A 20,991-nucleotide genomic window follows, 5' to 3' on the forward strand; every position below is an offset into this window, starting at 1 on the left:
ATGTAACAACTAGGACTAACTATGTTTTTACTCCATTTTGCAAAATGACGTAAATGGTGTATTTTAAATATACTGGATAAGGATGTTTTAATACATATGTTTGAACTGCAAAAGAAAAATTGCCGCAAACCTGAGGCGTCTGTTAAATCAATGCGAAGTAGAAGTGAGTTCTAAAACGCAGTCGAACTTCCATTAAATGATTTTTTCTAGAGTGTTGTCAATAAAGTGGTTAATATTTTGATTTTACAAGCGTATAATCATTTGAAAAGTGAAATTTCAGCTGATAAAGCACTAGGGAAGTGTCAACTATTTACAGAAACCTACTATCCAGATTATGTGTAAAAGGCTCCTAGAGATGATTAATTTACGTAAGCGATGGATATCCTATTATCAATTTGGGTATACAATAGGTAGCAATAATTATGCTACAGTGAAATTAATTATGTGAAATGGACAAATTAGTAGGTTTTGTGGGAATTTCATAGTATACTGATAGGTACGAATAAAATAAAATTTTGAAAAAGATGAAACGTTTTAAATGGGTGGCTATCTTTTTATTAAGTGATGGAAGGAGTAAGCTACTCCTTCCTTTTCATTGCGGGGGGAACGAATTTGAGACAATCTTTACCATTTGAGTTATCAAAGGATCGTTCATTTTTCGAGTCATTAGGTGACTGGATGGGCGACGTTTTATATGATGAATTACCTGAAAAGGGCTTTGAATGCCGCGATGAACAAATTTTCATGGCGTACCAAATTGAACAAGCATTAAAAGAAAAAAATGTGCTGTTTGCAGAAGCGGGTGTAGGGACAGGGAAAACAATCGCCTACTTATTACCAGCCGTATCATTTGCTCGTTATACCGGCAAACCCGCGTTAATTGCATGTGCCGATGAAACTTTAATCGATCAGCTCGTAAAAGAGGGCGGCGATGTGCATAAATTACGTGATCACTTAGGTCTGAATATTGACGTACGTTTAGCCAAATCACGTGATCAATATCTTTGCTTAAAACGCTTTGAAGAAGCAGAAAAAACAGAAACAGAAGAGTGGATTGACGATATCGCCTTCTCAATTCCGGATGGCGTATACGCGCAAGGCTCAATGATTGTGGTGAAGCCTTACGGAGATCGTTCAGACTATTCAACTGTAAGAGATGAAGACTGGCAAAAAGTAAATTACAACGCCGTTATGCAATGTGCAGTTTGTGACTTACGTAACCGTTGTGGTCAAACATTGCACCGCGCGCATTACCGTAAATCAACAGACTTGATTATTTGCTCTCAGGACTTTTTAATGGAGCATTTAGCTACAAAAGAATCACGGGAACGTGAAGGGCAATTGCCGCTTTTACCTGAAGTTTCAATGGTTGTACTTGATGAAGGTCACTTACTAGAATACGCGGCGCAAAAGGCACTCACTTACAAAGTTCAAAGTTACACAATTGTAAAGTTGCTTGAACGTTTAATGGTTGATGGTGTGCGCGAGCGTACATTATATGCTATGGAACGTCTGCAAGACCATCACGAGCTGTTTTTTGACCAGTTACGGGATGATGTCGTTGCGTCAGAGGATGATCGCAAGCGAATTAATAAGTCAGACAGGTTAATTACGATTGGCAAGCAACTAGTTATCGATGTGGAGCAGTTGCTCGAAGAATTCGTATTTGAATCGGAACTTTATATGATTCCGGAATATGAATTAAATATGGCTGAAGAATTTTTAGAGCATTATGTAGCATCAATTCGCATCTTTACTGCGCAAGGTGATGCAGTGGACTGGCTTGAGGAAACGGACGGAGAAGAAACACTAGTTATCATGCCGCGCCTTATTACAGACGTACTAGCGGAAACATTATTTGCGAAAAAGATGCCAACTGTATTCTCATCTGCCACTTTATCAGTAAATAAGGATTTCTCTTATATCGCGTATAGCCTAGGTATTAAAAATTACCAAAGCTTTAGCGTTCCTTCACCGTTTGATTATGATGAAGTAATGAAAATTTACTTGCATGAATTACCGCAAGAAGAGAAAGCTGCGAAAGTAGAGCAGTTGTTACGTGATAATAAAAAGACATTAATATTATTTAAATCGAAGCAAGCGATGAACCAGTTCAAATCGCATCTTAGCATGATGGCACGTATAAAAGTTGCCTTTGAAGGAGACCGCGAATTGTCAGCAATCGTGCGTGATTTCCAAGATGATACTGTGCAAACATTGTGCTCGTATCATTTATGGGAAGGATTAGACTTACCAGAGGAAGCATTAACGCGCGTAATCATTTATGATCTACCATTCCCTCCACATGACCCACTATTTGATGCGAAGCGTGCCTTTGCAGAAGATGCGTTTGAAGAGGTAGAATTACCGTTCATGCAACTGCGTTTACAGCAAGGTATGGGCCGTTTAATCCGTACTTCAAATGACTACGGTGATATTCATATTTTATTAAATGAAGAGGAAGCTCGTGTGAAATCTGAATTCGAAGCGATTTTACCAGTACAGCCTCAAGCATAACGAAGGGCGCTCGCAATTTGCGGGCGCTTTTTGTATTGGATAGATAACGCGGGGAATTAGATAGATATAATGGCAAATTTAATAGATAAATTTCCTATTTAAATAGATAAAACCGTAGTTAAGATAGTTAACATCTCAGACTAACAAAAATAATGAGATTTTTTTCGCAATAATTGAGTCAAATGGCAAACTTATCCGTCTATATCATTAAGGAGGTGCAGCATGGCGTTTCAATTCGAACGAAACTTTATATTACATAATAAAGCAATATTCCACTATATTTATTTTCTTGTTGGGAACAAGGAGACAGCAGAGGATTTGACGCAGGAAACCTTTTTAAAGGCGATACAAGGGGGGAAGTCATTTCGCGGGGATGCAGAAATGAAGACATGGCTCACGAAAATTGCGCGCAATACGGTGTATGACCACTTTCGCCGTAGAAAGGTTATTCGATTTATACCATTTCTAAAAAGCCATGAGGAAATTGACCATACCTACGAACCGGAAAGCTGGCTTTTACATAAGGCGGAGGACTACAGACTTTACGCGGCACTTGGCCAATTGAAATTTGAGTTCCGGGATGCAATTGTACTACGCAAAATTGAAGGGTACTCTATTAAAGAAACGGCAAAAATCCTCGAGTACAGTGAAGCAAAAGTGAAAAACTGTACCGAGCGCGGCATGAAGGCACTTCGCGAATTATTAGGGGGTGAATCCGATGAATTTAGATGAGCGATTAGCGAAAATTTCCCGCATTGAACGAACAACAAGGGAAGAACAACTACTGTATGGCAACTTAGCACATAGCGAAAACCGTAAAAAACGCACTCAGCTGTGGACATATCGAATCGTACTCGCAGCTGCAATGGTTGTTATTTTATTTTTCATTAAGGACCTATATACACAAACGAGTCAGTCGGAGCAATCTGCATCAGCAACGAGTGAAATCGAAAAAATGACTGTTCTATATAATTTGAAGCCAAATAATCACTTGAATTTACAATCTGTTTTTTACACTGCAAAGCGTTCGACAACTGAAGAGGGCTATATAAAAGCGATTACGAGTGTCCTTGCTAAGGCGGATGTAGAGCCTTGGAATGAACCGCTCGTCGATAGCTATGGCGTATATGATATTTTAGCCAATTATGAAAACGGGCAAACGAGTTATTTAAAGCTTTCTACTGCGGGCTCCACGGCATATTTACTTGATGTAGACGCGAACGTACGTTATCCATTAACTAATAAGCAAACTCTAAAAATGAATAAAATAATTTTAGATATTAGTCACTTAAAAAAAGATCAATCGTGGAAATTAACAGCGTTTATTATACTTGGCATTATTTTAGTACTTAACTACTTTTTCATTGAACGCAAGCAGGTTGTGCGAGATGAACAGGGGAACAAGTATACACGTCCTTTTTTAACCAATTTATTTTTCACGTCAATTTTTATTGTGCCACTTGTTTGGATGGATAGTATTATTGGAGCAAAACATTTAGGGATTATTGTATTAGTTTTAATTATTAGCCTAACGCTTGGCGAACATTATGACATACAATCAGGAGTCAAAACCGCAAGTTGGCGAAGGTTCAGTATTACTATAGTTACCGTTGTCGTAGCATTCGTCATTATGATTATCTGATTACCACATGGATTTCAAAATGAAACGGACTCCTGGATTAGGGAGTCCGTTTCGTTTTGGATGGAGATTTTTAAATCGATGTCCTAAATTATTAAATACTACGAAAAAGACAAAAAACCTCCCCGTCTCTAATAAGAGAGGGGAGGATGATTATATTACCAAGGACTATAGCCTTTTGAACCAAGTGGAGAATTTGAAATAATATCAATTAAAGGCATTGAGTAAGCGAATAAAATTAATGCTACTAAAATAACGCCCCATACTTTAAAGTTTTCTAAAATCGCAGGTGTTTTTTCTGCGCCAGGAGCAAGCTCTGCTACTGGGAATTCTTCTTCACCTTTTGGCGCAAAGAATGCTAATTGAATAATCATATACGTAATGAGGATAATCGCTAAGAATAAGATTGTACCACCAACTGCTTGAGCGATTTGGTAAGAGATCCAGTCATACGCTTGTTCAGAGCCGCCGTAAGTTGAGAAGTCAGAACGACGTGGCGCGCCAAGTAATCCGGCAATATGCATCGACCCAGACATGATTAACATACCAGTTGTCCAGAGTACCCCAATATAAATCCCTAATTTATTTAATACTGGCGTTAATACACGACCAGTTAAGTGTGGTATTAACCAGAATGCTACACCGAAGAATGTTAATACGACTGTTGTTGCCACTGTTAAATGGAAGTGACCTGTTACCCAAATGGTATTGTGTATTAATTGGTTCATTTGATAAGAAGCATTGACGATACCGCCTGCACCACCAGGAATGAACGTTACCATCCCGATAAATGGAAGTAAGAAGCGAGAATCACCCCATGGTAATTTTTTAAACCAACCAAGAACGCCTTTTCCACCTAGTTCACGTCCACGTAATTCAAATGTTGCGAACAAGGAGAATGCCGTCATTAACGATGGAATGATTACAAAGAATGTTAAAACAACTTGGGTAAACTTCCAGAAACCATCAATACCTGGCTCTGTTAATTGGTGATGAATCCCAACTGGTACAGAGAAAATTAAGAATAGCATAAATGATAAGCGTGCAAGTGAATCTGAGAAAATTTTTGCACCGATAATTTTTGGTACGATTGCATACCATGCCATATATGCAGGTAATAACCAGAAGTATACAAGGGCATGTCCGAAATACCAGAACAATGTACGAGAAAGTAATACATCGACACGTTCGATTAACCCTAGAGACCAAGGAAGTAATTGGACTAATACTTCAACAGCTACCCCAAGTGTGGCAGTAATCCATAACACACTGTTTACAACGGCCATGAATGTAAGAAGTGGAGATGTCTCACCTTTATTCGCTTTACGCCACTCTACAAATTTCATAATTTGCGGTGCACATAATAACCAAGAGCCAACTACGACTAATGTTAAACCTAAATAAAAAATCCAGTGAGCCTTTAAAGGCGCATAGAATGTATAAAGAACAGTTGCTTTATTTAATAAAACCATTGTTGCAGCTGCTGCCGTACCGATTGTCATTAACCAGAAACCAATCCAGCCCATTAATCGTTGTTTATCTGTAAGAGGACCAGCTGTGCGGCTTACTGCTGCAATTTGGAACCCCATAATAAAGAATGTAGTTAATATAAGACCAAGTAACACACCATGTACCGTTAAAACTTGATAATAACCAATTTTAATGCCGCCTGGGATTGTAAATTCACCCGAACGAACTAAAACCTGTAATAAACCTGCGAGACCACCGAGTAAAAGAGCAATGAATGCGACATACATATTGGCCATAGCGAGCTTTGCATCTTTTGGAGCTACCTTTTTAATAACTGCTGTCGGTTGCATTTTTGTCTTGGTAGTACCTAGTTTGACCTCTTTAGGAGCTTCATTTTTAACGATTGTCGACGATTGCATTTTCATCCACCACCTTTAACATAGAGTGCATCATTGAATGTCCAGTACCGCAATATTCATTACATACAACTAAATATTCACCGGCTTGGTTGACGACTGTTACATATTCAGAAATATAGCCTGGCTCCAACATAAGATTAATATTTGTACCTGCAACCTGGAAACCATGAATTGCGTCTTTTGTTGTAGCAATAAATTTTACTTTTGAGCCAAGTGGAACTTCAATTACAGCGGGGTTGTAGTTGAACATAGAAGCTACTAAGACAACCTCGTAATCCCACTCTTTCCCTTCTACTTTGTGAACACCTGGATTATCAAAAGGTGCAATTTCATCCACTTTTTCATAATTAATCGTTTGTTTCGATTCGTTTGGGTGTGCGCCGTTATGGAATGCGCCAATTCCTAAAATAATTAGGAATGCTACTAAAGTTCCACAACCAAATACAAGCCACCATTTCTCATATTTATGTATGTGCATTGTTGTCTCTCCCTTCTACAATCCTTGTTTTTTAAAAACGATCCATAAATAGGCTGAAGCAATAAGCCCAAACTAAAATAATAATCGCGCCTATAGCAAAAGTCATATAAAGAGTGCCTTTCAAATTTTCTTCAGCTTTCTTCTTTTTTGCCATATTTCTCCCTCCTATTTGTAGATATTTCGTGTTTCATATTTCTTATTTTAATCATATAAAAAAATGTTTTGATAGGATGTGATAAAACTCACAGTTATTTCTGATTTTGTGAAATAAATGTGAAGAAATTTTTTTTAATATAGCAAAAAAAGCACGTAATCGAATATGATTACGTGCTTAAAACTTATTAGTTATTCTTCTTCATCAATTGTCAATAAAATCGTAATAGATCCAGCGCCCTCAATTGTTGCTGGTAAACGGAATGCCTTATGAAATCCATATAATTTTGTATTACCTACCATTACTGTTGGAGGTGTGATATCAAGATTAAGTTCATTTTGCCCTGCGTGGGTACATAGGTTGCCGGCAATCATATTACCGAACTCACCCGTAAATGACTCTAGCATCTCGCCTTCTAGTGGCATACCAAACATGGCTGAACCTACTGCTCCAAATGTTTCAGGAGTACCATCGATAATAATACGACCTTTTAGATCGCCAACAATACCGATAAGGACACCTATTTGCTGTTGAATGTAAGGCTCTGAAGTAATAGAAGGAGACTGTACATCAATATTCATAGGCAAAATTGTTTTTAATGCATAAATAGTTCCATTTAATATAGTTTGTATATGTTTTGAAGTACTCATCTATAACGCATCCTTTTTTCGACTTTTTTTCCATCTTACCATGTGCCAACTAAGTGTGTACATAGAAAATGAGGATGTATATTGACGATTGGTGTGTTGATTCGCTATAATGAAAGTGATAATTGTTATCAATGAAAATAGGTGGTGCTAATAATGGTTTATGTATTTGTTGGTCTGACAGTTATTTTATACGTAACAGTTGGTTCATACGTAATGAAAAATACGGTGAAATAATATAATAAATATGAAGTTTGCAGAAAACTCCAACGGTAAACACTTAGGCATCATACAATATTACTGTGTGTTTTTAATGAGGAAAGCGCTATTTTCATTGTTAATAAGTTAAATGAACTAGTATATAGTACAACCATTTTATAAACCCTCTTCTAAAAAAAGTTGAGCTATTCTTATTCGATTCCCCATTAAGACTTTACTTGGGCTAAGTGTCCTCATTAAGTTCGCTAGCCCCATTCCAATATAATGACTAAACACCTCAAACATTTGGCAAAAGACATTAAGTTGTTGCTCTGCTATGCCTTCAAGATTAAATTTCCAACTCTAGTACACTAAATAATTGTATCAACTCCCTCAAGTACAGCTACTAATACAAATTCCTATTCGACGTCCACAAGCACATAATAGCTGCTTAGATTGAAGCATATAGCTTATGTTTCTTGCATAACTAGTCAAATTCGGGTAATATTTACCCATTATTGACTAGGGGTGAATTTATTTGGGATCAACACAGCAGAGTCTTGTTTTTTTAGAGCATTTGCTAAAATATTCGTTTGACGAAATTTTTATCGCTGATGCAGAAGGAACTATTTTGTATACAAGTGAAAATACGAAAGATTTTTTTGGGATGAGATCTGAAGAAATCGTCCAACAAAACGCTTTTGTACTCGAAGAAAAAGGGATTCTATCTCCCTCGGTTATTTGCAAAGTATTGAGAACGAAAAAAGTAGAAATGGTCATTCAAAATTCAGTGATGGGGCGAAAGCTCGTTGTTACTGGCTTTCCAATTATCGAACAGGGGTCAATCATTGGAGTCATCAGCTTTACAAGGGATATTACTGAGTTGGAATATTTAAAGAGAACGAATGAAAATGTCGCTACGCAAATGCGATTTTATGAACAAGAAATTGAGATGCTTAAAAAGGAACAAGATGGGAAGGGCTTAAATTTATCAGGGAAAATGCGAGATATCTTCGTCATCATAGAAAAGATTTGCGATTTGGACGTCTCGGTCTTATTGGAAGGTGAATCTGGCGTAGGTAAAAACTATGTAGCTCGTAAAATTCATCAGCTTTCCAATCGAAAACAAGAGCCTTTTATCGAAGTAAACTGTGGTGCGATTCCAGAAGCATTGATTGAATCAGAGCTTTTTGGTTACGAGGATGGAGCATTTACCGGTGCCAAAAAAGGTGGTAGGCAAGGACATTTTGAGGCGGCAGGCAAGGGAACGATTTTGTTGGACGAAATTGCAGAGCTACCGCTAAATTTGCAAGTAAAATTGTTATCGGTTTTGCAAAATAGAACGATTCAACGGGTAGGCAGCAACGAGCCAATCAACATGAAATGCCGAGTTATTTGTGCGACAAATAAAGATTTGCAACAACTCGTTGTAGAGAAAAAATTTCGTGAGGATCTATTTTACCGCATTAACGTTATTAAAATCGAAGTACCTCCTTTACGTGAAAGACGCGAGGAAATACCGGTGTTAGCAACAGAAATTACAGAGGAATTAAATTTGAAGCATCATCTTCAAAAAGAGTTATCAGCCAACTTAATTTCATGGATGTATTTACAAGACTGGCCAGGAAATATTCGTGAATTGCGTAATTATATCGAAAGAATCTTAATTACCTCCAATGAAGATCTCGTTGATATACAAGCTGCTGATAATCCAGTGTCATCAATTGAAGAGCTTACACTCGCCGACTTTTTAGCGAAAGTTGAAGGCGCTTATATTATGAAGATGTTTAAAAAATATCCGAGTAGTGTCAAGCTTGCAAAAAAATTGGGTATAAGCCAATCGACAGCAAATAGAAAAATAAATCAATTCGTAACTAAAGACTATAGTCGAACATGACTATAGTTTTTTTGCATTTTCTACAAAATCCTAACAAATTTAAAATAATTAGTGGTGCTACCAAAAATAAATTTACTTGAGAAGTTGGTATATTTCGCCTGTTTATGTGGATTTCATTTTTATACATAGTTTATATTTTAGAATATTTAGAAAATATGGCACGTTTTTTGCTAGTAGTAAGCAGAGTAGTTAAAGCACGTTCAAGAGCAATTACTACGCTTACATTATTAACAAAGGGGAGAATACAAAATGAAAAATCCAGAAGAAAAACAATTTTTAAATTTACCTTACACAGGAATTTGTTCTTTCGGGAAATATCCAATTTGTACAGACTTAGAACAATTGGATGCAGACGTAGCTGTAATTGGCGTTCCTTATGATATGGGAGCTCAGTGGAAATCCGGTGCGAGAATGGGGCCGCGTGGTATTCGTGAAGGTTCTACATTATATAGCTTCGGTTTAGGTGGGGCGTACGATATTGAAAAAGATATTATGTATTTAGGTCCTGATTATAAAGTGTATGACTGTGGCGATGTGGATATGGTTCATGGAGATTTAGAACAAAGCTTTGATAATGTTGAAGTGGCAATCCGCAAAATAGTTGAAAAAGGGGCAATTCCAGTTGTCATGGGTGGAGACCACTCTATTTCCATTCCAGTTGGCCGTGCATTAGATAACATTGGCAAATTCCACGTTATTCAAATTGACGCGCATTTAGACTGGGCAGATCACCGCTCAGGACAACGGTTTGGTCACGGAAGTGCACTTCGTCGTTTAGCAGAAATGGATCATGTTGATCAAATGTTCCAGTTTGGAATTCGTGGCATTAGTAGCAGTAAAAAAGAAGATGTTGATGCAGCAAAAGAATATGGCAGTGTCATTTTATCTCCAAGACAAATACGTAAAATGGGTATCGAAGAAGTGATTGCTTTAATTCCAGAAGGAGAAAACTATTATGTAACAATTGATATTGATGGTTTGGATCCTTCCATTGCTCCGGGAACTGGAACTCCTTCACCAGGTGGATTTTTATATGATGAAGTAAATGAGCTGTTGGATGGGATTGCGAAACGAGGAAATGTCATCGGCTTCGACTTAGTAGAAGTTTCACCTCCTTACGATTTAAGCGGAATTACAAGTCAAGTTGGTGCGCGTTTAATGCTCGACTTTATCAGCTTTATTTTAAAAGAACGCGATGAAAAGTAATAAGTAAATAAAGGGAGGGTTTCTTCCCTTTATTTCTTTAAGTGACACTATAATATTTGGTGAGTTTTTACACAATTTGCTACGTTTTGAAGAGATTTCTGATATATTAAAATTACGTAAGAATTAATAGAGTTCTATATTAATGGGTTACACGATACGAAGACGGTTACGAATACGACAATGGTAAACAAGCGGAGATTTCAGTGTTATTATAAGCCATTCATACCGTTCAAACAGATTGATGAGATGAACAAAAGGGCAACCTATAATATTTCATTCAGAACCTGAACGATATGATATTTTTAGTTAATAAAGTCAGAAAATTCTTTTAAAAGAAGGTGTCGAAGGGGGGAAAAGCTATGCAAGCTAAAACAGCTGGTGCGAATAGGATGATTATTGGAATCGTTTTAGCTGTATTAACATTTTGGTTGTTTGCTCAATCAATGGTTAATATTATTCCTGCTGTTCAAGAGGATTTAGGTGTTTCGTTAGGAACATTAAATATTGCAATTAGTTTAACATCATTATTTTCAGGGCTTTTTATTGTTGCCGCTGGAGGAATTTCAGATAAAATAGGGCGAAAAAAATCAACTTATATTGGTTTGATTTTTAGTATCGTTGGCTGCTTGCTTATTATCGTTTCTCAAAATGCAACTTTGCTAATTATTGGGCGTATTGTGCAAGGGCTTTCGGCTGCATGTATTATGCCGGCAACCATCGCCCTTGTAAAATCTTCATTTAAAGATGAAGATCGTCAGCGCGCACTCAGTTATTGGTCGTTTGGTTCTTGGGGTGGCGGTGGTTCTACTGCACTTATTGGAGGTGCGATCGCTACATATTTTGGATGGAGATGGATTTTTGTTGTCTCTATTGGAGTTGCACTTCTAGCGATGTATCTACTAAAAGAAATTCCAGAAAGTAAGGCAGAAGAAGCATCGAAACAAAAGTTTGATTTCGTAGGATTCGTATTATTCGTCTTTATCATGCTTGTGATTAATATGATTGTAACGCGCGGACAAGATTTTGGTTGGACAAGTCCATTAACGTTAGGCTTAATTGGAGGAGCAATTGCCTTGATTATTACGTTCTTTCTTGTCGAACGTCGCAAAACGAATCAATTTATCGATTTTTCATTGTTTAAAACACAAGCATATTCCGGTGCAGTAGTTTCAAACTTTATGCAAAATGGAATTGCAGCAACTGTTGTCGTTGCAAATACGTATGTTCAGTTAGCTCGTGGTTTTACGTCATTCCAAACAGGTTTGCTAACGGTCGGAAACGTCATTGCTGTCGTCGTCATGATTCGTGTAGGGGAAAAAATGTTGCAAAAGATGGGTGCTCGCAAGCCGATGATTGCATCCGTATTCATTTCAACAATTGGGATAAGTATGACGGCGCTTACCTTCTTACCAGATGTCGCATACATTATCGTTGTATTTGTCGGTTTCTTAATTGCGGGAATTGGGATTGGAATGTATGCAACACCTTCAACAGATACGGCGGTTGTTAATATAGCAGATGACAAAGTAGGCGTCGCATCTGGAATTTATAAAATGTCGAGCTCTCTCGGATTTTCATTCGGTATTGCGATTTCAACAGCAGTTTATGGTGTCATGGTTTCAGTTACAAACATGCATATTGCTGCTACAGCAGGAATAATGATCAACTTATTATTTGCGATTCCAGCATTGCTCTATATTCATAAAACAATCAAACCAGAAGAAGGACTTGTACATGAGCCAACTTCGTCAAAAGTAGTACATGCACAGTAAACAATCGATTAGGTTTTTTTTAAAATTACTGGTCAGTTGATTTTGAGCGTAATTTTATCGGTTGTTCGAGTAAAATATTAACAAATACGTAAGATGTGAAGAAGGATTTATCCAATTTTATCTTTGAACATAAAAAAACAAGAGGTCGTTATTAAGAACTACGCTCAATTTTTTGGCAGTTCATAAGAAAACGGTTGTGTTACGATGAGATGGTTCCGGTAGTATGCCGGAGCCATCTTTTTTAAATCTCTTTGCCTACTTTCTAATTCGCAAAGATTATTACATACGGTTTTTCAGTTATTAAAATTCTAAACCCCGAATAGGTTTAGAGTCCACTATTCGGAGGCGGTTCACTTTAAATGCCATTTTCATTTAATAGGTGTTAGTGAACAATGTTTTTATAAAGTAGACGCTCGCTATTGTATTTTCATTATGCATAGTTTTTTATGTTCGACTACGACTAACATTAATCGTAGTAAGAACAGTATTTGAATTTATGCAGATGAATGGAGTCTTGTTTAGATGCCCACTTGAATTTCGTTTACTAAGGAGAAACCGTCAGCAACTCAAATAACTTTTGTAGTGTAATTTATCTCAGTATCATTAGCTGTAACATTTTCTTTTGTAGCCGTTGTAGGGAGATTTCCTATAAAGACAAAAGTTAATACTACATGGGTTTATCATAGCGAGGCATATCCTGTCTTCGTATAAATTTGCATGGCTTATACTGCTTGCATTTGTCTTTGCAAGGCTCAGGCTTTTTACACTTATCGTTGCAAGGCTCAGGCTTTTTGCACTTATCGTTGCTAGGCTCAGGCTTTTTGCACTTATCGTTGCAAGGCTCAGGTTGTTTGCATTTATCGTTGCACGGACAGTGATGTTTGCATTTGTCGTTGCACGGACAGTGATGTTTGCATTTATCGTTGCACGGACAGTGATGTTTGCATTTATCGTTGCACGGACAGTGATGTTTGCATTTGTCGTTGCACGGACAGTGATGTTTGCATTTGTCGTTGCACGGACAGTGATGTTTGCATTTATCGTTGCACGGACAGTGATGTTTGCATTTGTCGTTGCACGGACAGTGATGTTTGCATATATCATTGCACGGACAGTGATGTTTGCATTTATCGTTGCACGGACAAGGTTGTTTGCATTTGTCGTTGCACGGACAGTGATGTTTGCATTTATCGTTGCACGGACAGTGATGTTTGCATTTGTCGTAGCACGGATCAGCGTGTTTACATTTATCGTTGCATGGACAAGGCTGCTTGCATGTGTCTTTGCAAGGCTCAGGTTGTTTGCATTTGTCATTGCACGGACAATGGTGTGTGCATTTCTCGTGGCACGGACAGTGATGTTTGCATTTATCTTTGTAAAGCTCATGGTGCTCACATTTATTACAACATGATCTCTCGTGTTGACAGTTATCATGGCAAGATTCATGATAATAGTATTTATGAGACTCCTTATCTTCAAGATGCTCTATTAGTTCTGAGAATGTTTGTGGTTCCATCCCGAATGAATCAGTAGATTTTTTCTGCTTTTTATATTCATTCTGGTTTTGTTGGTATTTAAAATTCATCTTCTCACCTCCCTCTACAACATATTATTCTCTCGACAGATTGAGAGGATGGACAAATAGCCAATTGACTATTAAATGTTTAACTATTTATAAGGAAGAATGAGAGCCCAATTATCAATTCGCCTATAAATGATAGGGGGTAGAAAATAAAAAAAGCTACACTTAAAGTAATTTTTTCTGCATGGGGAAATTTAAATGCTCAATGACTATCGGAAGTGAGCTACCTTTATAAAGCAACTAAAAAAATCGCCTAAAATTGGGTATGAGTATATATGAAAATAATTGGCGTATGTACAGAATTGTATATTGCTACATTATTAAAAAGGGAGTGATAAATGTGACAAAAAAACAACCGGATAACATTGTAGGTACAGGCCGTAGATTAGACAACCCCGATTTGGTGGATACAGAAAATGAAAGTCTTTTTGATATGCATGAGGATATGCAAACAGTCGATGCAATTCCTATAGAAGAACTTAATGAAAAAGTTAAAGACGAGAAAAATAAAGACCATACAAAATCAACTTCAGCAACGGATAAACTATATCCGAATAGTCTTGCATATAAAAACGAAGAGTTGTAGTATACAAAGACACAAAAAAAACACAGACAAAAATGAAATTAAATGTATTTCATTGTATAAATTGAGCTCTCAGATGAATCCAAGTGGGTAAGTACCCATATTATCGATTGGAATGGCCTCTGAAAGCTCTTTTTATTTTGGTTAAAAAAAATATGGCCGTATCTAATTAGTTAAATTAAACCCCAGTAGGTTCAATATCACTTTCGCTCTGAATAGCTAGCGTGCGTCCGACGTAGGAGCAAATGAATAATCTAAATATATTCTGATGCTGTAATGAATTGTTTGCTGGGTGCAATTCTTTATGTTTTCTATAACATCCCAGTTCGCACATTTTTTCGGATGTAAGAACAGTAAATTCAACTTGAAAGAATAAATAATAAGCAACTGGTTTCCATGAGGAGCCAGTTTTTTGTTTTTATGCAATGGAACATAGGTAGTGACAACTTACTGCTACCGTGTCAGCCGCTTGGCACGGTTGCGGTAGCAAATAAAACAACGTAGCGTTTAACAGCGCTTTTATTTTTTGGAGAAATCTCATTTTGCAAAAACGTCGTCATATTCCTTAGTCCTACATATTATAGCGAGAAAGGTGTCGAATATAGATTTTTGTAATTGTTCTAGTGTTAACAAATTACTTAATCGGACTATGGAGGAGTTGGAAGGACGTTGAGCGGGAGTAAGCAATTTTTATGCGAATCGCTATGTGAAATAAAAGAACTCCAGGATTTGATAATTAATTTCCATTCTAAATATTATGGACAATTACTCGTCAAAATAGTTGGTACTGATACCATTCCTTTTTTCTTATTAACGAACAACGGTGTTCACTTAAGTTTAATCGATCCAGTACAGCAGTTTGAAACAAAATATTTTCGAATTGAATCTATTGATAGAGAACTTTGTCGAGTGACAGTTTCATTGTTACGCTCCTTTGATTTTGAAGGGAATGATACGACTTCGATTGCTGATGTTGTGAGATTAGAAAGAACGTCGACTATAAAAACCGTTGAATTGACCAGTATTTTAGCCATACAGCTTTTAAATCCTAACTTGTTAAAAAGGAAAATTATCATTGAGCCCAAATGGTAATGAAAGACCAGAAAAACTATTAAAATAATTTATACTTAGAGCGTCTGTCCATATGCTAGTTGCACTATCTGAATTTAATAGAGAGAGAATCAAAAAAAGGGAGATTAAATATGACAATTATTGGTATGTTGCATCATCGTTTAGACCCTAAAACCGTTATTAAGTCATATGCATATGCAGCAGTTGCAAGGGCAGAAGGGGTTCAATTTTTTTACTTTACACCTAAGAGCGTTAACTTTGATGATCGTACTATAAAGGGCAAGGTGTATGAAGATGGGCAATGGCAAGAAAGAGTGATGCCCTTTCCAGATGTTATTTACAATGCAGGGAGTCCAGAAAAACTAGCAGTATCTAAAGAAATTATAGCGAAATTGAAAGAGGAAATACCGTTTACAACAAATTCTATAGGGAATAAGTGGAATGTAGTGAATCGCCTAAATGAAGCAAAGGAATTTGCCAACTATTTAATCCCTTCAGAAATAGTAAAAAATGTTGAAGTATTTCATAAGTACATCGCCACTTTTAATAAAGTAGTGTTTAAACCGATTGATGGTAGAAAGGGAAAGGGAATCTATTTCATTTCGAAAAGTGGAAGTTCTTTTGAGGTGAGGAAGGATACTCACAATAGTATTTATTCAAAGCTACAGTTAAATGAATTATTAAATGAGCAGCTTTCTACCGGCACATTTATTATGCAACCATATATTCAATCGATAATGAAATCCGGCCAAGTTTATGATTTTCGTCTTCATGCGCAAAAAAATGGAGAGGGAAAATGGGTTGTGACGACCATCTATCCACGCATTGCGCCAATAGGATCGATTATACCCAATATTAACAATGGTGGTTATACCAATTATTTAGATCCATTTTTGGAGCAGGAATTTAAGGATGAAGCCTATAATATTCGGCGCATGTTAGAGCATTTTACATTATCATTAGCGCAGCATCTAGATGAAATTCAGATGGTACAGTTCGGGGAGGTCATTGACGAAATTGGCATTGATGTAGGATTAGATGAGCATCAAAAGATTTGGGTGTACGAAGTAAACTGGCGTCCGGGTTGTCCTCCAGCATTTTATTTAGAATTAGATGTTGTTGTTCATTCGATTCAATATGCGAAATATTTAGCAGAAAACCAAGGACGTATTAAAAATGAAATTATGGCACGAAAGTACAAAAAACAAAACGGGAAATTAGGTTTACCTATTATCGCCATTACTGGAAGTGCGGGGAAAACGACATCTAAGGCGTTCCTTGCCTCTATTTTATCGAAAAAATGGAATATTTTTGAATCAAAAGACTATTGGAATACGACCGAGCATACTAAAAAACATGCTGCAGAGATTAATGCCTCACATGAAGCAGTTGTCCTCGAATACGGAATGGCCTATCCAGGTATCATTACAAATCACTGTAGCATCATCCAACCGAACATCAGTATCGTAACAAATATCGGTCTCGCTCATGTTGGGAATTTTGATGGGGATATAAAAAAAGTGGCAGAAGCAAAATCAGAGTTAATACATGGAATGAACCAAAAGGGGTTACTCGTAATTAACAAGGATGACGAAAATTCGAAGTATTTATCAACGCAACAATTTAAGGGGGAAACTCTCACAGTCGGTATCCATTCTGTAGCCAACTATAGGGCCTATGATATTCATTATAAAGACAATGGTATGTCCTTTAAGATGAAGCTACAAGGACAGGAAATCGCACTGTTTATTCCCATCTTAGGTGAACATCATGTATACAATGCGCTCAATGCAATTGCTGTTGCCGATTATTTAGGCTTCACTCCACAAGAAATTAAAGCGGGACTAAATTTTAAAAAACCACCAAGAAGGCTCACGTTATATAATTGCCGAGATCAAATTACCGTCATTGATGACACGGTTCACTCGCACCCTCAAGGCGTACGGGCTGCTATAGATGTGCTCACTAACATTGGAAAAAAACGAAAAATAGCTATTATTGGGCAGATGCGAGAGTTAGGGGACTTACGAGAAGAAGAATATCGTAAAGTTGGCGCATACATTTATGAACAAGGGATCGATCTCTTAATTACCTATGGATTTCGGACAGAAGAAATAGGTGCAGAAGCAATGGCAAAAGGGTTAAACCAATCCAATATTTATCATTTTATCAATAAGGAAGAAATGCATGCACTACTAGGGGAAATCGTGAAGCAAGGCGACACAATCCTAGTAAAGGGAGCAAGTAAAACGAATATGTTTGAAACAATTAAATTTCTTGATCAAACATTTAAAGCATAACAAAAATCCGAGTAACTGCCCATTGAATAAGGGCAATTACTCGGATTTTTTATTATCATTAAGTTACGTCTTTTCTTGAAGAAAGGGTATTTTCTTCAATTTAGAGAGTATGCAATAACGTCGGTCACAAAAAATATTCCATAAGTATTGAAGTAACTACTTTTGGAATATGCATTAACTTCAGCTAGATTATTCGACCTTTAAATGGAACTGTATTTCCTTTACAGCGATATTGGCGTTGTTTTTGGCTTCTGCTAATGTGGCTCCTTCTGCAATGACATATGCATAGCGATGGCCCATAGATAATGGCGGGGTGAGCAAGGTTCCTCTTTTTGGCTTCACATATACATCCACAACACCTTCAGAATTAGTAGCTCTGTTTTTTCCAATCACCTTTTCCAAAATCCCTTTTCTATTTACAATAGCGTATTTTGTAAAGACGAACTTTCTGTGCCTAGGCTCAACATTTGGTTGTTCACCTAAAAATAATTTCAGCGTTTCTTCCACTAAACTGAATCCGAATGCAGCGAGAATCATACTATTCATGGCACCTCCAGAGATTCTAGGATTGATCTCAATGAGCTTCCAACCTTGTTTTGTCAAACGAAGCTCTAGATGCAGCGTACCATTTTCGATGCCAAATGCGCTGACGATCGAATTGAGCACTGCCTCAATACTTGTTTGAATATCCATTGGGACTTCCGCAAGCACACCATAACCGGTAATAATAAAACGTTTACCCTTCGTAATTTCTTGTTCAATAATGCCGATAATATGTGGCTGCTGTTTATAGACAAGTGCTTCTACTAAGTATTGTGGACCTTCAATATACTCCTCAATCATAATTGTTTCACCGGGGCTTTTGCTTTGGAGAAATCTGAGATGCTTTTCTAGCTGCATTTTATTTGTAGCTAATAGTACGTCTTTAGAACCGGTTGATTTTGGAGATTTTACAATGAGTGGAAATACCTTGTTAAAAGTAACTAATTCGTTTGGCTTGATGAGGTAGAATTTCGGCGAATAAGGTTGATCCTTTAGGAAATTCCTTGTTTCCTCTTTATCCTCCATCATTTCAATGGCTTTTGATGACGAATAGTTTTGACAAAATTCATCACATAAAATGGAGGCAATATGAACAAAGGGATCTACAAAACTAACAATGGTTTTAATCACTAATCCGTTTCCGCATAAACTACGAATCTCCGCTTTCATTGCTTCTATATTCGAAGTGTCAATCAAAATCATTTTATGAATATCTGGATATGCTTTTCTCTGCTGTAATTGCTTTTCGTTGTTTGTGAAAAGCACTGTCAAGTAGCCCAATTTTTCAGCTGCTCTTGTTGCTTCACGGCTTGACCCCGATTTGTTAGTACCGATAAATATAATTGCTTTCAACTATGTCACTCCTCTAATTGATACTTCCGTTCTTACTACATATTCTATAGGTATGATAATAAATAGTTTTCATCTGGTTATGTATCACGTCTTTATCCAATCATCTTTTGTCAAGGTACATATGATAGATAATGAAGGAGTGTGAATTGAAATTAAGCCTATCACGGTAAAAAATTTAGCAGTTATTGTTTCAGGTGAATGGATGCAAGGTTCAGATAATGAAATGATCCAGTACGGCGCCTATCGTCTAAAACAGGTTAAAAATTCAAATACAGCTCTTTTTACAAGTAAGCGAATAATTAACTGGAAAAAGCTTGAACCATTTACTCCTCTCGTGCTTGTAACAGACTGGCCTTATAGACAAAAAGAGATTCCTAAAGGTGTAATCACCATTAAAGTAGCTAATGTAGAAGAAGCGTACTGGAAATTTGTGCACTTCTACCGTTATCAATTTCAAATACCCGTTGTGGCCATCACAGGAACTTCTGGAAAAACGACGACGAAAGAGATGATTAAACATATTCTATCTTTTGAAAAAAAAGTGACGGCAACAATTCTTAGCAGTAATTCTAGAACGGCTTTTTTGCAATATTTACTCAGCATAGAAGATGATACTGAAGTAGCCATTTTCGAAACAGCTGTCGGCTCACCTGGGGATATAAGTAATGCAGGTAATTACTTCAAACCGACAATCGGGATTATCACAAATATCGGGGCACACCATTTAAATTATTGCAAAACTCTAGACGGTTATATCCAGGCAAAGGGCGAGATGGTGCAAGCTATTGATCCTAAAGGTACATTAATAATCAATATAGAGGACGTCAACACAAGTAAAGTAGATATGACGAGTTTTCGCGGGCGCATTATTAAAATTGGTAAGGATGCGTCTTGTGATTTTAGAGCAAGTCATATTCGCTACACTCAAGACGGCATGCAATTTATTCTGCATCACAAGATGAAAAGTTATGACATATTCATACCAGGATTTGGTGAGCATCAAGTGTATAACGCACTTGCTTCCATTGCGGCGGTTTATGAAATGGGTGTAACAATTCCAGAGGCTGCTGTTCAGTTACAATCATTCCGACAGTTGAATAAACATCTACAACTGTTTGAAGGTATCAATGACTCAATACTGATAGATGATACATGGAGTATTACAACGACTTCCTTAAGCGCTGCATTAGAAGTATTAAATGCACTTGGAAAAAGCAAAAAAAAGGTGGCAGTCATTGGCACGATTACGGATTTAGGGTCAAGTGGATATATTATTCATGAGCAGGCAGGGGAATTGATTCATGACATTGGTGTAGATGTGCTGATCACCATTGGGGATCATGCTAAAATCATTGCTGACCATGCTGTGAAATTAGGAATTGGCGTCCCAGTCTATTCGTTTAAAAATAATGTCCTTGGTTACCAATTATTACATGATATTGTGGATGCCAATACGATTGTACTAATAAAAGGGGATATGTACAGCAAATCAATACATGAGTTAGCCTCAAAAATGAAGAAATCATCTTTACCCACTGAATAGAGTTATTATTCAGTGGGAATTTTTTAGTGGATAAGAAAGTACAACTTACCCATCCACAGTGATAAGGACATCAACTCGCTCTATTTTGGACGAGTTTTGTTTTTCAAATGCTAGATAGAA

The 20,991-nt window shown here is 37.0% G+C and carries 16 protein-coding genes; 11 read left to right on the forward strand and 5 right to left on the reverse strand.

Annotated elements, in window-relative coordinates:
- Positions 1–612: 612 nt before the first annotated feature.
- From MHH87_RS06425 to MHH87_RS06435, 3 genes are all read left to right on the forward strand, one after another.
- Entirely contained in the window at positions 613–2,517 is a 1,905-nt protein-coding gene (locus MHH87_RS06425) for an ATP-dependent DNA helicase (RefSeq protein WP_340748499.1), read from the forward strand.
- A 222-nt stretch (positions 2,518–2,739) separates the two neighbouring features.
- Positions 2,740–3,249 (forward strand): RNA polymerase sigma factor, encoded by a 510-nt coding sequence (locus MHH87_RS06430; RefSeq protein WP_340748500.1) that lies wholly within the window; start codon positions 2,740–2,742, stop codon positions 3,247–3,249.
- On the forward strand, positions 3,236–4,159 hold the full coding sequence (locus MHH87_RS06435; RefSeq protein WP_340748501.1) for a hypothetical protein: 924 nt from the start codon (positions 3,236–3,238) through the stop codon (positions 4,157–4,159). Before MHH87_RS06430 ends, MHH87_RS06435 begins: the two co-directional genes overlap by 14 nt.
- A gap of 155 nt (positions 4,160–4,314) precedes the next feature.
- On the opposite strand, the gene MHH87_RS06440 is transcribed toward MHH87_RS06435, so the two are convergent.
- From MHH87_RS06440 to MHH87_RS06455, 4 genes are all read right to left on the reverse strand, one after another.
- Entirely contained in the window at positions 4,315–5,976 is a 1,662-nt protein-coding gene (locus MHH87_RS06440; RefSeq protein WP_340750909.1) for a b(o/a)3-type cytochrome-c oxidase subunit 1, read from the reverse strand.
- Between the two features lie 46 nt (positions 5,977–6,022).
- The gene (locus MHH87_RS06445) at positions 6,023–6,523 is read right to left on the reverse strand and encodes a cytochrome B5 (RefSeq protein WP_340748502.1); all 501 of its coding nucleotides are present in this window, start codon (positions 6,521–6,523) and stop codon (positions 6,023–6,025) included.
- A gap of 31 nt (positions 6,524–6,554) precedes the next feature.
- The gene (locus tag MHH87_RS06450; RefSeq protein WP_340748503.1) at positions 6,555–6,677 is read right to left on the reverse strand and encodes a hypothetical protein; all 123 of its coding nucleotides are present in this window, start codon (positions 6,675–6,677) and stop codon (positions 6,555–6,557) included.
- Positions 6,678–6,868: 191 nt separating this feature from the next.
- Positions 6,869–7,327, reverse strand: a complete 459-nt coding sequence (locus MHH87_RS06455) for a chemotaxis protein CheX (protein ID WP_340748504.1) — start codon at positions 7,325–7,327, stop codon at positions 6,869–6,871.
- A gap of 733 nt (positions 7,328–8,060) precedes the next feature.
- Here MHH87_RS06455 and MHH87_RS06460 point away from each other — a divergent pair.
- From MHH87_RS06460 to MHH87_RS06490, 7 genes are all read left to right on the forward strand, one after another.
- Positions 8,061–9,419, forward strand: coding sequence for a sigma-54 interaction domain-containing protein (locus tag MHH87_RS06460; RefSeq protein WP_340748505.1), 1,359 nt, complete (start codon positions 8,061–8,063; stop codon positions 9,417–9,419).
- Positions 9,420–9,668: 249 nt separating this feature from the next.
- Positions 9,669–10,625: an agmatinase gene (speB, locus tag MHH87_RS06465; protein WP_340748506.1), complete on the forward strand. Its 957-nt coding sequence runs from the start codon at positions 9,669–9,671 to the stop codon at positions 10,623–10,625.
- A 359-nt stretch (positions 10,626–10,984) separates the two neighbouring features.
- Positions 10,985–12,397, forward strand: coding sequence for an MFS transporter (locus tag MHH87_RS06470; RefSeq protein ID WP_340748507.1), 1,413 nt, complete (start codon positions 10,985–10,987; stop codon positions 12,395–12,397).
- Positions 12,398–13,244: 847 nt separating this feature from the next.
- Entirely contained in the window at positions 13,245–13,808 is a 564-nt protein-coding gene (locus MHH87_RS06475; RefSeq protein ID WP_340748508.1) for a hypothetical protein, read from the forward strand.
- 511 nt (positions 13,809–14,319) lie between these two features.
- Entirely contained in the window at positions 14,320–14,565 is a 246-nt protein-coding gene (locus MHH87_RS06480) for a hypothetical protein (protein ID WP_340748509.1), read from the forward strand.
- A 666-nt stretch (positions 14,566–15,231) separates the two neighbouring features.
- Positions 15,232–15,654 (forward strand): hypothetical protein, encoded by a 423-nt coding sequence (locus MHH87_RS06485; RefSeq protein ID WP_340748510.1) that lies wholly within the window; start codon positions 15,232–15,234, stop codon positions 15,652–15,654.
- 110 nt (positions 15,655–15,764) lie between these two features.
- Positions 15,765–17,933, forward strand: a complete 2,169-nt coding sequence (locus tag MHH87_RS06490) for a YheC/YheD family protein (RefSeq protein WP_340748511.1) — start codon at positions 15,765–15,767, stop codon at positions 17,931–17,933.
- A gap of 189 nt (positions 17,934–18,122) precedes the next feature.
- Here the strand turns inward: MHH87_RS06490 and MHH87_RS06495 are convergent, their stop codons facing one another.
- Entirely contained in the window at positions 18,123–19,328 is a 1,206-nt protein-coding gene (locus MHH87_RS06495) for an ATP-grasp domain-containing protein (protein WP_340748512.1), read from the reverse strand.
- A 202-nt stretch (positions 19,329–19,530) separates the two neighbouring features.
- On the opposite strand from MHH87_RS06495, the gene MHH87_RS06500 reads away from it, so the two are divergent.
- A complete protein-coding gene (locus tag MHH87_RS06500; RefSeq protein WP_340748513.1) occupies positions 19,531–20,871 on the forward strand; it encodes a UDP-N-acetylmuramoyl-tripeptide--D-alanyl-D-alanine ligase in 1,341 nt (446 codons plus the stop codon).
- Positions 20,872–20,991 lie beyond the last annotated feature (120 nt).

The sequence above is a fragment of the Solibacillus sp. FSL H8-0538 genome (assembly GCF_038003525.1).
Lineage (GTDB): Bacteria > Bacillota > Bacilli > Bacillales_A > Planococcaceae > JBBOPI01.